The following is a 14,607-nucleotide window of genomic DNA, read 5'->3' on the forward strand; positions in this document are numbered from 1 at the left end:
ACACCGCTCAGAAGCCAATGACTGCCGGCCAGCACCCGCGCGTTGCCGCGCAGGCTGTACCCGGCCGCCTTCAGCAGGGCCGCGACGGTATCGCGGCCCACCTTCCTGCCCTGGATAGCGAGCTCGTCCACGAGACGGCGCAGCGACTTCGTCGTCCACGTCAGCGGCCTCATCGGATCACCCTGCGTACTGTCCTCGACCAGCTCCAGCAAGGCCGGCACCAGCCCCGGGTCCTTCTCCGCCAGGGCCGAGCGGCCGGCCCCCGGACGCCGTAGCCGCCCGCCCGGCTCCTCGTCCGCGTCGAGTTCGGCCAGGCCGCGGCTGACACAGCCCTTCGAGACCCCCGCGGCCCGCGCCACCGCGGCGATCCCACCATGCCCCAGCTGCCGGGCCTCCGCGCCGTACAGGATCCGGCGCTGCCGCTCGTTCAGATACGGCGTCACCGCCTCGAACTTCGCCCGTAACGAATCCATCGATCCATCAAAGCGCCCCATGCCACATCAACGAGCCCAACTGCCGCAAGCAAGGGCTGGCGCCACCGCTAGCAGGAACCCGACGTTTTCCCAGGTGCTGGCGCACCGAAGTCCGCCCGTGGCATCGGCACCGGCCCGACCGGCAAGCACCGAGCAGATCCTGTATAGGACCCCACCCCATCGCCCACCGGGCGGACGCCGCGCGTGATCGGCGTCGACGACTTCGCTCTGCGCCGGCGTCACCGCTATGCCACCGTGGTGATCGACGCCGAGACCCATGAGCGGATCGACGTGCTGCCCGACCGCACGGCCGACAGCCTGGAGGCGTGGCTGCGCGAGCATCCGGGCATCGAGGTCGTGTGTCGTGACGGCTCGGCGACCTATGCCGAGGCCATCCGCCGCGCCCTGCCCGACGCAGTGCAGGTCGCGGACAGGTGGCATCTGTGGCGCAATCTGTGCGAGGCCGCCCTGAGCGAGGTCAAGGCCCACAGCACCTGCTGGGCCACCGTCCTGGACACGCCCCTCTACGACGGGCCCCGCGCACAGACCACCCTGGAACGCTGGCACCAGGTCCACGGCCTGCTCGACCAGGGCGTGGGCCTGCTCGAATGCGCCCGTCGTCTCCAACTCGCCCTGAACACCGTCAAACGCTACGCCCGCGCCGACCGGCCCGAGCGCATGCTCCGCGTCCCCAAATACCGCGCCAGCCTCGTCGACCCCTACCGCGAGCACCTGCGCAAACGCCGGGCCGAGGACCCCGCCGTCCCCGTCAAGCACCTCTTCGAAGAGATCAAGGCCCTCGGCTTCACCGGCTGCCTCAACCTCCTGCACAAGTACATCAACCAAGGCCGCGCGGACGCCGACCGCAGCCATATCTCCCCGCGCCGGCTCGCCCGGATGATCCTCACCAGGCCCGACAACCTCAAGACCGAACAGCGCGACCTTCTGGCCCGTCTGACCGCCGCCTGCCCCGAAATGACCCAACTGGCCTCCACTATCAGGGGATTTGTCGAACTCTTGACGCCTTGCGCCGGAAATGCCGACAGGCTCTCGCGCTGGATCGCCCAGGTCCGCGCAGCCGACCTGCCCCATCTGCACGCCTTCACCCGGGGTCTGGACAAAGACCGCGACGCCGTGATCGCCGCGCTCACGCTTCCGTACAGCAACGGCCCCACCGAAGGTGTCAATACCAAGACCAAGCGGATCGCGCGCCAGATGCACGGACGAGCAGGCTTCACCCTCCTCCGCCACCGAATTCTCCTCGGATAGCAACACTGTCCGTCACCACCGAATGTGAGACAGGGCCGTTAAATGACACACCCGCCAGCAGCGCCATGCCGAGCTGCAGGGCCTGATCAGTGGCTACTTGGGGTGAGAGCGAAGCGGAGAGAGGTGTGGTTGATGGTGTGGGGCAGTGGGACGGGCGGGGCGAGGGGGCGGCGGGGGAGCAGCAAAAAGGCTTTATGGCCGCGTAGGAGGGAGGCGAGGAGAGTTGCGGCGGTGAAGAGGACGAGGTCTTGACCGGGGCACTTCGCAGGACCGTGGCTGAAGGGAGCCAGCGCCCAGTTGTCTTTGTTGCGTCCGTCCAGCCACGCGTCGGGCTCGAACTGGTCGGCGTGGGGGAGGTGTTGGGCGTCGCGGTGGAAGAAGGAGCTGTAGTAGACGACACCGGTGTCGGCCGGGGTGGTGGTGCCGTTGTGCCAGGTGGTCTCCGCGGTGGTGTCGCGGAGGATGGCCAGTGAGGTGGGCCACAGGCGCAGCGACTCCAGGATGCAGGCTCGCAGGAGGGGCAGTGCGTCGGCGGTGGCCGGCTGGGTGGGGTCGGTGGCGTCGATTTCGGTGCGCACGCGGTCGGCGTGTTCGGGGTGGCTGGCCAGGAGGGCGAGGGCGCTGTAGGTGGCGATGGCGGCGGCGTCGTAGGCGAAGAGCCAGTGTGGGATCTGCCCTTCGGGTTTGGCCGCTTCGGTGCTGGGGGTGGCGGCGACCAGGGCGGCCAGGCTGTCGGGCTCGGCACTGTCCACGTATGCGCGTACGCGGGCGAGGAATGCGTCGCGTGTCCGGTCCTTCGGCTTGAGCAGGTTGAGCCAGTTGGCGTCGGCGCGCAGTGTGGCCAGTAGTTCGGTGATGCGGTGGTCGTCGCGGGCGGCGTCCCCGAGGACGACACGGCGGATGATGCGCCAGAAGGCCGCGGAGAAGTCGTCCCAGTCCAGGGGCCGGCCCGAGCTGTGGTGGAGGGCGAGGAGGGCTTGGGCCTCTTCGCGGATGCGGGGGGTGAGGGCTGGGAAGAGCCGGTGGGCAGGGGTGTCCCAGTCGAGGACGCTCTCGTTGAACGCGCGGCGCTCGGGGCGGTCTTCGTTGGGGGAGATGAGGACTCCGTCGGGTTCGAAGTGGCGCAGGCCGCCGGTCTTTTCCCGGTTGGCGGGGGTGAGGGTGGCAGGGGTGGAGGTGAAGAGGTGCCGGGCGTCTTGCGGGGAGAGCAGCAGGAGTACCCGCCGCCCGGGGATGGTGACCGAGACTGGGCCGGCGCCGTGGCGTCGGCGCAGACGTGTGAGGGTGCGGTTGGCCCGGCGGTTGGTGTCGAATCTGGCGGCAAGGCGGACCATGCGGGGGCGGCGCAGGATCGCCCCTTGGGCGAGGGTGGGGATGAGGATGTTGGTGCCCAGCAGAACCGTTTCCAGGATCGATGCTCGTGCGGGTGGTCGCTGTTGCATGTCGCTGCCCTTCGTCAAGACCGCACCACGGGTGGGTGCGCTTCCGGCAGAGGTTCCGGAGTGTTCAGCGCTGGGGGTGCGGCGCGGGATGTGCGGGAGTGGCGGACGGCTGGGTGGACGGGTCGGCGGCCGCGGCTGTGGGCTCGGTGGCGGCTGACGCCTGGCCGTCGTTCAGGCCGAGGTGCAGGTGCAGCAGGGTGGTGAGGCCGTCGATGGTGCGGCCGCTGCGCAGGAGTTCCATCGGGGGGATGTCGACGTCGAATTGGTGGCGCATTGACGTGAGGAGTTCGGCGGCCATGAGGGAGTCGATCCCGTACTCGTCCAGTCTGCGGTGCGGGTCCAGGGTGTCCGGGTCCATCTGCATGACCTTGGCCAGCAGCTGGGTGATGGCGTCCTGTACCGCGGCGCGGGCCTGTTCGGGGGGCAGGGCAGCCAGCGCGGCGAGGATCTCTTCGCGGGATCGGCCGCGCGTCTCGCTGGACGAAGGCAGTAGCAGGCTGTGGCGTGGGGCGTTGAGGGTGGGGAGGAGATCGCGGGTCCGGCCCCAGTTGTAGCGGCCCGCTCCGGTCACCGGGGTGTCGCGGGTGAGCAGATCGTCGAGGGTGGCGAACGCGTCGCGGAGGCTGAGGGGTTCCAGGCCGAGGGCGGAGAGCTGGGCGGTCAGGTCGTTGCGGATGACGTATCCGGTTTCGCCGAGTGCTCCCCAGGCGATGGCCTGGGCCGGGAGACCGGCTGCGCGCCGCTGCCGTACCAGGGCTTCGACAAAGAGGTTGCCCGCGACGTACGGGGCCTGGTGTACGTTGCCGGCGTACGCGGCGCTGGAGGAGATGAGGAGGAACAGGTCGAGCCGGCGGTCGCGGGTGAGCTGGTCCAGCACCAGTGCACCGCCCGCTTTGGGGGCCAGCACGGCCGCGAAGCGCTCTTCGGACAGCTCGCTCAGGGGTGCGTCGTCGAGGTGCATGGCGCAGTGCACCACGCCGCGCAGCGGATGTCCTTTGGCGTCGATGCCGTCGAGCAGGGTCCGCATGGCCTCCATGTCCGTGCAGTCGGTCGCCTGCGCGGTCGCGTGGACTCCGCGCCGGGTCAGTGCGTCGAGAAGGGAGGGGGCCTCGGGGGCGGCCGCCCCACGCCGGCTGACCAGGACGAGGTGGCGGGCTCCTCGGTCGGCCAGCCAGTGTGCGGTGGCTGCCCCGAAGCCGCTGAGCCCGCCGGTGATGAGGTAGGTGCCCTGCGGGTCCAGGGTGGGCCGGGCGGGGTCGGCTGCGACGGTGACGGGTTCGTCGAGGGGGTCGAAGGCGACCACGACCTTGCCGATGTGGCGGGAGTGCTGCATCAGCTCGAACGCCTCACGCACCCGGGCCGCCGGGTACACGGTGTGCGGCAGGGGCCGGTAGGCACCGCTGCGCACGCGCTCGCCGACCTCCTCGACCAGGGCGAGTGCCTCGTCGGGCCGGTGCGTCAGGGAGAGCAGGTCGACGCCGAAGAAGGCGAGGTCGTTGCGGAACGGGGCGAGGGAGAGGGGTTTGTTCTCGTAGATGTCGCGCTTGCCCAATTCGATGAACCGGCCGCCGGGGCGCAGCAGTTCCAGGCTGCGGCCGATGGCTTCGCCGGCGAGGGAGTTGACGACGACATCGACGCCGTGCCCACCGGTGAGGGGCTTGACCTCACTAGCGAAGTCGAGGCTGCGGGAGTCCAGCACCTGCTGGGCGCCGAGGGAACGCAGCAGGTCGCGTTTGGTCTCGTTGCCCGCGGTGGCGATGATGTGCGCACCGCGCGTTCGGGCGAATTGGAGTGTGGCCAGCCCGACACCGCCGGCGCCGCCGTGGACCAGGACCGTCTCTCTTGGCCGGAGCCGGGTTAGGTGCTCCAGGCTGTAGTGCACGGTGGTGAAGGCGACCGGAAGGGTCGCCGCGGCCTCGAAGCTCATGCCGTCAGGGATGTGCTGCAGCCCCTGGGCCGGGGTGGTTACGTGGGAGGCTAGTGCCGCGGGCGCCAGGCCGAAGACGCGGTCGCCGACGGCCGGTGTGCTGACACCGGGCCCCACGGCGGTGACGATGCCGGTGCACTCCAGTCCGGGTGTCGCGGCCGGGGTCCCTTCGCTGGCTTCGGCCGGCAGCAGTCCCGTTACGTACATGATGTCGCGATAGTTCAGCGCGGCGGCCCGCACGGCCACCGTGATCTCCCCGGCGCCTGGTTCCCGGGGCTCGGCCGCCTTCCAGCCGAGGGTGTAGGAGAGGCCGGGGCTGTGGACGTCCAGGGCGTAGTGGTCCGCGGCACGGGCGGGCGTGGCGGGTAGCGGCATCTCGCGGGGGACGAAGCGTCCTCCGCGGGTGAGGAGGATCTCGTCTTCGTCCGAGGGCGCGAGCAGTTCGCAGGCCAGCCGGTATGCGTCGGCGGACGGCTCGTCGGACCGGTGGAAGCTGATACGCCGGACGGCCAGGTCCGGGTACTCGTTGTCCAGTGTGCGGGCGATGCCCCAGGCCGCGGCGTCAGCGGGGGCCTGGGCGCGCTCGGGAGCGGGGAGGGCGCCGCTGGGACGGGTCACCAGCCACAGCGACGTGCGGCGGTGCGGGAGGCGGCCTTCATGGGCCTGCGCCAAGCTGCGCAGCACAGTGGCCCGTTGGGCGGTGTGTTCGGTGAGTTCGCCCACGTCGGAGGGTGCGCTGTCGGCCAGGATCAGCACCAGGTGGAGCTCCTCGACCGTCTTACCGATGCCGCGTTGCCACTCCTGTACGTCCTCATCGGCCTGGACGAGGCGCACCGTATGCCGTCCGCCGGCGGCGAGCAGCTCCGCTACGGAGTCGGCGAGCGGCTCCTCGGCGGGCTTTTCCGTGACGATGACGAAAGCCGCGCTTTCCGGACCGGCGGGAGGTGCGGGCGGCAGTGCACGAGGCCTTTGGGGAGCGGTGGCCAGCACGACGGAGGCGGAGGTGAGGTCCGACGCGCAGTCGTCCCCGGTCTGGACGATGTCGGTGAAGCCGCACCGCTCCAGCAGCGGCGGCCATTCCTCCCGGGGCAGCAGGCCGGAGCGCGGGCGCAGCTCACGGTCGGTGTGGTGGTGCCAGAAGCCGTCCACGGCCCAGAACCAGGGGAGCAGCATCGCAGGGTTATGGGTCTCGAAGCTCAGCAGACGGCCACCGGGGGCCAGGAGGGCGGCGATCCGCTCCAGGGTGGCGGTGAGGTCCTTGCAGGTGTGCAGGGCGTTGGCGGCGACCACGAGGTCGAAGCCGCCCTCGGCCAGGTCCTGCTCTTGTGGATCCACGTCGAGATCGAAGGTGCGGTACTGCACGAAGTCGTAACGCGCGAAGCGCTGTTGGGCGGGCGAGAGGAAGAACGCGGACAGGTCTGTGTAGAGGTACGTGGTGCGGTCGGCCGGCAGAACGGGGAGCAGGGCGCTGGCCAGGCCGCCGGTGCCGGCGCCGACTTCGAGGACGCGCAGCGGGCGGTCGGCCGGCCAGCGCCGCGCCATTTCGCCGACCAGGGCCTGTGCGATGCGGTTGTGGAAGCGGCAGAAGGGCGCGGTGTCGTAGAACAGCTCCAGAATGTATCCCGCGCCCTCGCCGGTCAGCGTCTCCAGCGGGTCGCATTCTCCGCGGAGCAGCGGCATGATCTGCGCACCATTGCGCGCCCCCAGCGCTACCTCGTTACCGAAGGCGGGAAACTCCGACAATCCTGTGTTGAGTGTGTCCGGAGACGGACGTTCGGCGGACGTCAGCTTCCAGTGGCCAGGTGCCGTGCGGGTGACGAAACCGTGCCGCTCCAGGACCGGCAGCTCCAGCTCCAACAGGGGAATGTGCTTCTCCAGCACGCCTGCAGCGGTCAGCTCCGCCACTGTGAAGGGCTCGGCAGGATCGGGCAGGAGGTCCGCCACGGCTCCCGCGAAAAATGTGGCGAGGGCCTCCTGGGCCCATTCCACCACCTCGGCGCCCCTCAACGGCCGCCAGGCCCGGCGCAGTTCCCCGATCCATTCCTCGCACGCATCGACGATCTGCCGGGAGGCGGGCAGCGGGCTCGGCGCGGCCGGGGTGTCGGTATGCGGGGCAGCGCGGAGCACGGTGTGATGCCGGGTCACCGGTGCGTGCACGGGGCTGGTGAAGCGGCGCAGCCGGCAGCCTTCCAGCTCGACGGTGACCGTGCCGTCCTCGTCGGTGACAGTGATGTCCCAGCACACCTCAGCCGGGGCACAGGACCGCTCGCGTACGTGCACAAAGCCCTTGGCGGCGGGAGCACGCCAGACGCGCACGGCTTCGAAGGCCGACGGCAGGTAGGCATCGCCATCGGCCGTGATCCCCTCCACCAGCGGTGCACCGGCCTGGAGCGCGCCGTCGAGCAGTCGGGGGTCCGCCGTGAACTGTTGCCTTGTGTCGGTCTGTTGGTAGGCGGCCAGCACCTCGCCCGACCCTACGTGGAGCTCGGTCAGCACCTGGAACATGGGACCGTACATCAGCCCTCGCTGCGCCAGCGCCGTGTACTGGTCGGCGGCGGCGATGTGGCGCGTGCAGCGGGCCCGGGGGCCGGTCAGGTCCACGGGGCCGGGGGCGCTGCCGATGCGTTGACGGACTCGGGCGCGCACGTGCGGCCGCGGATCGCGGGCGCCCTCGTCGGTGCTGGAGATGGTCACCACTCCGTCATCCGGGTTCAGTGCGAGCTGAGTGTGGACGCTGGAGGCTTCGGCCCAGGGCACGGTCAGCGGGCTGCTGATGTCCATACGGTCCACCGACACCGCCGTCCCCAGCGCCCGCTCGCCCGCCGCCAGGACCATCTCCAGATACGCGGCGGCGGGCACGACGACCGACCCGGCCAGCTTGTGATCGGCCATCCACGGCACCAGCGCCGGCTCGACGGCGCCGTGCCACACCGGGTGCGGGCCGGGCATCCGCTCCCCCAGCAGGGGGTGCTCCACCTGGCCGTCGCCGCTGCTGCGCACCCAGTCGTGCGGGGTGCCGTTCCAGTGGCGCTCGCGCTGCCAGGGGTAGGCGGGGAGGTCCACCACCCGGCCCGGGCGGGGGAAGTACCCCGTCCAGTCGATGTCGGCGCCGGCGGCCATCGTCGCCTCAACTGCCTCGTGCAGTGCCGGGCCGCCGTCCGTCGCGCGCCGCAGCGTGGGCACGACGGCCAAGGTCCGGGCGCGAGTGCGACCGGTGGCCCGGCGCAGATACGGCCGCAGGACCGGGTGCGGCCCGACCTCCACGAAGATGTCCACACCGTGCTCCACGGTGGCGTCGACCGCGGAAGCGAACTGCACGGGCTCGCGCTCGTTCCGCCACCAGTAGGCGGCATCCAGCTCGGTGCCGTCGATTCGCTGTCCCGTCACCGTGGAGTACAGCGGCACGCGGGTCGGTGAGGGCGCCAAGCCGTCCAGGGCCCGCAGCAGCGGCTCGCGGAGGGAATCCATGGCGGCGCTGTGGAAGGCGTAGTTCAGCTCCAGCACGGTGCAGGCGGTGTCCTGGGCGCGCATCTCGGCGGCCAGGCACAGCAGTTGGGGTTCGGGTCCTGAGATGGTCACGTCCCGGTCCGAGTTGACCGCCGCCACCGCCAACTCCGGGTAGCCGGCGAGGACCTCGGCGGCCTTTGCCTGCGGCAGAGCGAGGGCCGCCATCCGGCCGCAACCGGCCGTTCCCGCCTGGGCGCGGGAGCGCTCCGCGATGACCCGCGCCGCCTGCGCAAGGCTCAGTGCCCCAGCCACATGGGCGGCGGCCACCTCGCCCACGCTGTGCCCCAGCACGGCGGACGGGGTGATACCGCGCTCACGCAGCACGGCCGCCACGGCGACCTGCACGGCGAACAGCAACGGCTGGGCGACCTCGGTCGCCGCCAACTCAGCCTGGGTGACCGTGCCCAGCTTCTCCGCCACCGACCAGCCCAGATGCGGCAGCAGCGCCGCATCCACGGCCGCGAGGGCTGCGGAGAAGGGCCCGTCACCGTCCACGAGGTCGGCGCCCATGCCCGCCCACTGCGACCCATTGCCGGAGAAGACAAACGCCACCCGGCCGTGCTCCGTCGCCTCTGCGACCGCCCCGCCGCTCTCCCCGTGCGCCTCCTCGGCCTCTTCTCCCGGGAACACCGCCGCCAGCCGGTCGGCCGCCTCCCCCGGCCCGTCCGCGATCACTACCGCCCGGTGCCGGTGCGCGCCGCGTCGCATGGTCGCGGTGTAGGCGAGGTCGTAGAACCGATCCGGCCCGGTCTGCGCCAGCCGCTCGGCCATGCGGGCCACCGCCTCGCGGAGCGCCTGCGGGGTACGCGCCGATACCAACACCGGCCGGGCTGCGCCCGTGGCCTCATCCGCTGTGCCCGCGCCGTCCGGTACCGCCGGGGCGGCGCTGACGATGACGTGGGCGTTGGCACCGCCGAAGCCAAAGGAGTTGACGCCCACCACCGGGCGCGACGAGGCCGGTAGCGGCAGAGCGTTCGCCACCGGTGCCAGGTTCAGTCCGGCGAAATCGATGTCAGGATTGGCCGGCTGGGTGTGCAGCGAAGCCGGCGCGGTGCCGTGGCGCAGCACCAGCAGCGCCTTGAGCAGCCCGGCGATGCCGGAGGCGGGTTCCAGGTGGCCCAGGTTCGACTTCACCGACCCGATCGGCAACACCCCCGCCCGCCGACGGGCCGCCAGCGCGCCCCCGATGGCGCGGCACTCGGACGGATCCCCGACCAGAGTGCCGGTGCCGTGCGCCTCCAGATACACCAACTCATCCGGCAGGATGCCTGTTTGGTCGTACAGCTCGCGCAACAGGTCTTCCTGAGCTTCGGGGTTGGGCAGGGAGACGCCGGCGGTGCGGCCGTCGTTGTTAGCGCCGCTGCCGAGGATCACCCCGTGCACCCGGTCACCGTCGACCTGCGCGTCCGCCAGCCTCTTGAGGACCACCAGCCCGCCGCCCTCGGCCCGTACAAAACCATCCGCCTCGGCGGAGAAAGCCGCGCACTTGCCCTGCTTCGAGAGCATGGACGCCTGCGAAAACCCCACATAGTGATACGGGCTGAGCAGCACGTTCGCACCCCCGGCCAGCGCCGTACGACTGGTCCCGTCCCACAGCGTGCGGCACGCGCGGTCCAGCGCCACCAGCGAGGACGAGCAGGCCGTATCGATCGCCATACTGGGGCCGCGCAGGTCCAGGCAGTGCGAGAGGCGATTCGCCGCCAGCGAGGACGCGGCCCCCGCCATGGTGTAGGCGTTCACCGAGCGCAGCCTCATCATCTGCAGAGCACCGTACGAGGCGTCACTGATCCCGATGTAGACCGCGGTGTCCGAACCCGCCAGCGCTCGCGAGGCGATCGCAGCGTCGTCCAACGCCTCCACCGCCAGCTCCAGCAGCAGCCGGTGCTGGGGGTCCATCTGCACGGCCTCCTTCGGCGTAATACCGAAGTACTCGGCATCGAAGGAGGCGACATCGGACAGGAAACCGCCCGCAGCGGTGTAGCTCTTGCCAGCGCGCGGCATGCTCGTATCGATGAACCGGCTGGCGTCGAACCGTTCGGCGGGCGCTTCACCGACCAGGTCCCGGCCCTCTTCCAGCGCTTGCCACAACCCGTCCAAATCGCCGATGTCACCAGGCAATCGGCATGCGGCTCCCACAATGGCGATCGGCTGGAACCGGCCAGGGACGTTGATGGCGCTCATATGCGTTTCCTTACGTGGTGCCGGGGGTCTACAGAGCGGGAAACCAGCGGCTCTGAAGGCTCCGCCACTCCTCCCATGTCAAAGGCGTGCCCTCGGAGACGGAGACTTGCATGGCTCGGCACCACCGCTGCCCAGGGGTGCCGACAGTGCAATGCGCGTCGTGACCAGCGGTCCCACCGCCGCAACCGTGGCAGCTCAGGCGGCAGGCCCCTGGTTTCCAGCGGGAGTTGTACGCGCGCAGGAACGAAAACTGGCGGAGCATCAATGCGCTCAAGGACTTTTCGGGCCGGAGTGACCAGGTGCGACAAAAGGGCCTATGTATCTCAGGGCTCCGTCACCCTCCGCAACGGTGCGTCTGTGGCTGCGAGCGTGACTCACCGGACACGCGTTAGTGTTCTCTGTCAGGACGTCAGTCGCCAGCGAGACGGCTTACGCTCGCGTGGTCCAGGCCCTGCACGAGGAAGCCTGTCCTTCCGTAAGCCCAGACAGCTCCCGAGAACGACCAGAGAGTCTCTGACTCAGGTCAGTAGATCTCCATCATTCTTTGCAGCGTCCGAGTCGCGGCGAGGTGTGTGTCGCACCTATCAGGTACATGTGAGTGTGAAGGGCGGGATGTTGCGGCTGTCGACGGTCATGCTGCACCCGTGGGTTCCGCCCGGGGAGGTTGTGCTCGTCCCGCTGCCGCTTCCGGTGATGACCGGGGGCGGGCCGGCGCTGATGGATCCGGAGCCGGAGGTGGTGAACGAGCCGGTGAACGGACCGGCGGCGCCGCTACCGGAGCAGGTGCCGTTACCTGACAGCGTGGTGCCGAACAGGCCGAAGGTCCCGGTACACGAGCCGCTGCCGACGCCCTCAATGGTGATCACACCGCTGGGCACGTGAGCTGCCATCGGGATTCTGGTTGCAGCCCTGGACACTGAGAGCCGGTGCGCTCACTGGGTTGGCTGAGGCTGCCGGAGCAAAGGCCAGCGCGGTTGCGAAAGCGGTGGTCACCAGGATCGATGGAAGCGCGACCAAGTTTCGTATCCGCCGCATGACGACTCCTCTAGATCGGTGAATTTCCCGCTACAAAGATTGTGAGCAGGTTGCCGGTCTCTGGCCAGATGAATGGACGGGGCGCAAAGAAGTGCGGACCAGGCTTACAGCAGTTCCCGCGCCCTTAGATCGAGCAGCCATCACGGACTTGGCCTATCGTACTGTTCAGATAATAATTTCTGAGTATCCTCGTGACATGCCGCGTGCTGGGTGGGTGAAGCCATCGCCTGATGCGCGGTTGCCGGATTCGGTGTCGGTGGGGCTGCTGACGCGGTCGAGGCGTGAGCACGTCGCACAGACGAGGGAGGGGCCCGCACCGATTCAACCTGCCATGGTCGAGAATCTCCCGTCAGCGTGCGAGATCTACGACGGGTACCGTCATGTGGTTTCCGAGGCGTGCAGCAACCAGATCATGAACCGGCGATGAGCGGCCGATTTCGATATCCCGAAGCACGGCGGCAAAGCTCGCCAGGCGCAGCCGCTGCCCAGCAGGTAGGCGATCGCTGCGAATGCCGTCTCATCAGGCATGTCCTGTGTCCCGCCGCCCGTGGCCACACCTTCGACGACGGGATCAACGGCTTCGTGATCTCCCACAATTCAACTCCACGTATCCCGCCCATATACGGATCATCGTCCGCCTCACCACATAAGGCACGGTCAAGTGGCCAGTGTGGCTGAGCAATAGAACAGTTCTCCTTTCGGGGCCCTCCGGCCTCAACTCTCACCTTTTTAGGTTCCCGTAACGCTGGATTCTTTTGTTAAATTCCAGCAGTTCCTTACCAGTTGAGGGGAATTCGAAAAGAAGTTCTACATGTTTTCCCTGTGTTAAAAGGTCCATGTCTGATATTAGACTGGACGGCGTCGCTCTTGCCGTCGCTCTGTCGCGGCGGCGATTGACGGCTGTGAGGTGTGTGAACCCATGTTTCTCATTCACCTCTCATTCCTCGAATCCATCAGGGCGGGTTCGGGGGGTTTTGCCACTGTCAGTGATACCGGGAGGGTGGTATGTCAGCCGAAGAAAAGGACCACAGCGGCGTGGTGGAAAACGCCGCCGAGACGAGGGGCTCCGCACGCGGATGGCGGCGTCGCTTCACCTACGCAGGCATCTATGGACTGTTCGCAGCTTTGGCCGGTACCGCGGTCCTGGCCGCAGGTGCCCCGGCCGCGTCGTCGCAGTCGTCACACGGCACATCGGTCGTCTCCATCAGGTGCGTCAATGGCATGGGGAGCGTCGCGGTCACCCAGGACGCGCACGAGCCGGGTAAGCCCGTCAAGTATCGCGGGACCGGAAACTGTGAGGTTTCCGGCACGGAGAACGGCAAGGCCAAAGGTGTCGTCACGTTCACCATCGACCGGAACAACTGCGCCAACGCGACAACCCAGGTCACCGGGACGATCAAGTGGCCGTCCGGGCAGACCAGCACGGTAGAGCTCACGGTGGAGTGGGTGGCCACGGCCGACCGCGGCATCACGGGCGGCATCACCGAGGGTTCCATCACCAGTGGTGCCTACGCTGGAGCCGTGTTGGACGGAATCGGGACAGCGCTCGAAGAGGTCCAGGCCAACTGTGTGGAACAAGGGACCTTCGACGGTGCCAGCGGTACAGGCTCGGGATCGGCCACCGGGGCCTCCTGATCCGCCGCCATGGGGCGTGTGCCGGGCGCCGGCGAGCCGACGCCCGGCACCGCCGGCACACGCTTCGGTGCCCAGCGACGCAAACCGGCTGGTGAGGTCAGCAGCGACGTCTTCCTCAAAGAAGGTCTGCCATGCCTGAGGACAGCAGCGTGCGTGCGGCCGACCCAGGGCTGGAGCGGTGCTCTCGTTCTGCTGCTCGTTGACCGGGCCAGGGCTGGATCCGCTCACGGTCTCTGTGACGTTTCTCAGGGGACGGCCAAAGAGGCCGCCGGCGAACGGCCGTCGCGTGGCACGCGCTGCAGTGGCCCTGAGCGGGACTGGACGGCAGGCGCCTGTTGCCGGCCCGTGGCTGGATGACACGGCGGTCGTGGCCATACGGGCGGTCACAGCGGATGATGTGGTGATGGACGCACGGATTCGGGCGGCCTTGCTCGAAGCACTCGCCGACGGGCGACCGATACCGCCTGATGCCTGCAGCCCTGCTGCCCAGGTCCATGGCCGTGGAACGCGAGCGACTGGAAATCGGCTACAGCGGCATCGGCGCGCTGCGCAAGCAGCACAACGGTTCCTGCCAGATCGTGCTGTCGCCGGACGACGTCCATCACGTGGATGTGGAGTTCCACCCCGACAAACGTCCAGGTTCCTATAGGGAGTTGGACGGCCTGGGCCGGGGGGGTACGCGTTCGCCCGTTGCGCCGTGCGCGGCACGATCACTCCTCCGAGAGTGGAGCGGTCAGCGTGGACGGCGGCGGTGTGTACGAGCGGGCGGTCACCGACCGCCGGTCGCAGACGCGTATCGGCCGTGGCCCCCACAGACACGGGCTGGAGCCGACTGGTCGTTCAGCTAGACAACAGCTGGGAGACGGTCGTCCGGCATGTGGAGCACTCGGACATGCGATCCCGCCAGGTGGTGGCACGGCAGACCGCTGCGGTTGCCGCGCCCCGAGGGCACGACGGCCGATGTCGAGGTGGGGTTGACTACCGCGGCGCCGTGGACCTCGAGGTCCAGCCACAACCACAGGGCCCGTACCGGGCGCTGACCGCGCCCGGCACGGGCCCTGTGAACGAACTCCTCGTCAACTGTCGAGGCTCATAGCGTTGTCCTCCCTCATCATGCGGGGTGCACTGTGCGACGGAA

General features: G+C 69.1%; 4 protein-coding genes and 4 pseudogenes. 3 read left to right on the plus strand and 5 right to left on the minus strand.

Going from position 1 to position 14,607, the window contains the following annotated elements:
* Positions 1 to 20 precede the first annotated feature (20 nt).
* Positions 21 to 473 (minus strand): annotated as a pseudogene (locus K9S39_RS05460) (ISAzo13-like element transposase-related protein); the annotation flags it as partial.
* A 183-nt stretch (positions 474 to 656) separates the two neighbouring features.
* Between K9S39_RS05460 and K9S39_RS05465 the strand changes: the two are divergent.
* Positions 657 to 1,742 (plus strand): annotated as a pseudogene (locus tag K9S39_RS05465) (ISL3 family transposase); the annotation flags it as partial.
* Positions 1,743 to 1,828: 86 nt separating this feature from the next.
* Here the strand turns inward: K9S39_RS05465 and K9S39_RS05470 are convergent.
* Together K9S39_RS05470 and K9S39_RS05475 are read right to left on the minus strand one after the other, a co-directional pair.
* The gene (locus K9S39_RS05470; RefSeq protein WP_248862232.1) at positions 1,829 to 3,184 is read right to left on the minus strand and encodes a cytochrome P450; all 1,356 of its coding nucleotides are present in this window, start codon (positions 3,182 to 3,184) and stop codon (positions 1,829 to 1,831) included.
* Between the two features lie 64 nt (positions 3,185 to 3,248).
* A complete protein-coding gene (locus tag K9S39_RS05475) occupies positions 3,249 to 10,799 on the minus strand; it encodes a type I polyketide synthase (protein ID WP_248862233.1) in 7,551 nt (2,516 codons plus the stop codon).
* Between the two features lie 159 nt (positions 10,800 to 10,958).
* On the opposite strand from K9S39_RS05475, the pseudogene K9S39_RS05480 reads away from it, so the two are divergent.
* A pseudogene (locus K9S39_RS05480) lies at positions 10,959 to 11,172 on the plus strand (IS5/IS1182 family transposase); the annotation flags it as partial.
* Between the two features lie 211 nt (positions 11,173 to 11,383).
* Here K9S39_RS05480 and K9S39_RS05485 read toward each other — a convergent pair.
* On the minus strand, positions 11,384 to 11,689 hold the full coding sequence (locus tag K9S39_RS05485) for a hypothetical protein (RefSeq protein ID WP_248862234.1): 306 nt from the start codon (positions 11,687 to 11,689) through the stop codon (positions 11,384 to 11,386).
* Between the two features lie 550 nt (positions 11,690 to 12,239).
* Positions 12,240 to 12,455: pseudogene (locus K9S39_RS05490) on the minus strand (transposase); the annotation flags it as partial.
* Positions 12,456 to 12,839: 384 nt separating this feature from the next.
* Between K9S39_RS05490 and K9S39_RS05495 the strand changes: the two are divergent.
* Positions 12,840 to 13,469: a hypothetical protein gene (locus K9S39_RS05495; protein ID WP_248862235.1), complete on the plus strand. Its 630-nt coding sequence runs from the start codon at positions 12,840 to 12,842 to the stop codon at positions 13,467 to 13,469.
* Positions 13,470 to 14,607 lie beyond the last annotated feature (1,138 nt).

Source organism: Streptomyces halobius (assembly GCF_023277745.1).
Taxonomy (GTDB): domain Bacteria; phylum Actinomycetota; class Actinomycetes; order Streptomycetales; family Streptomycetaceae; genus Streptomyces; species Streptomyces halobius.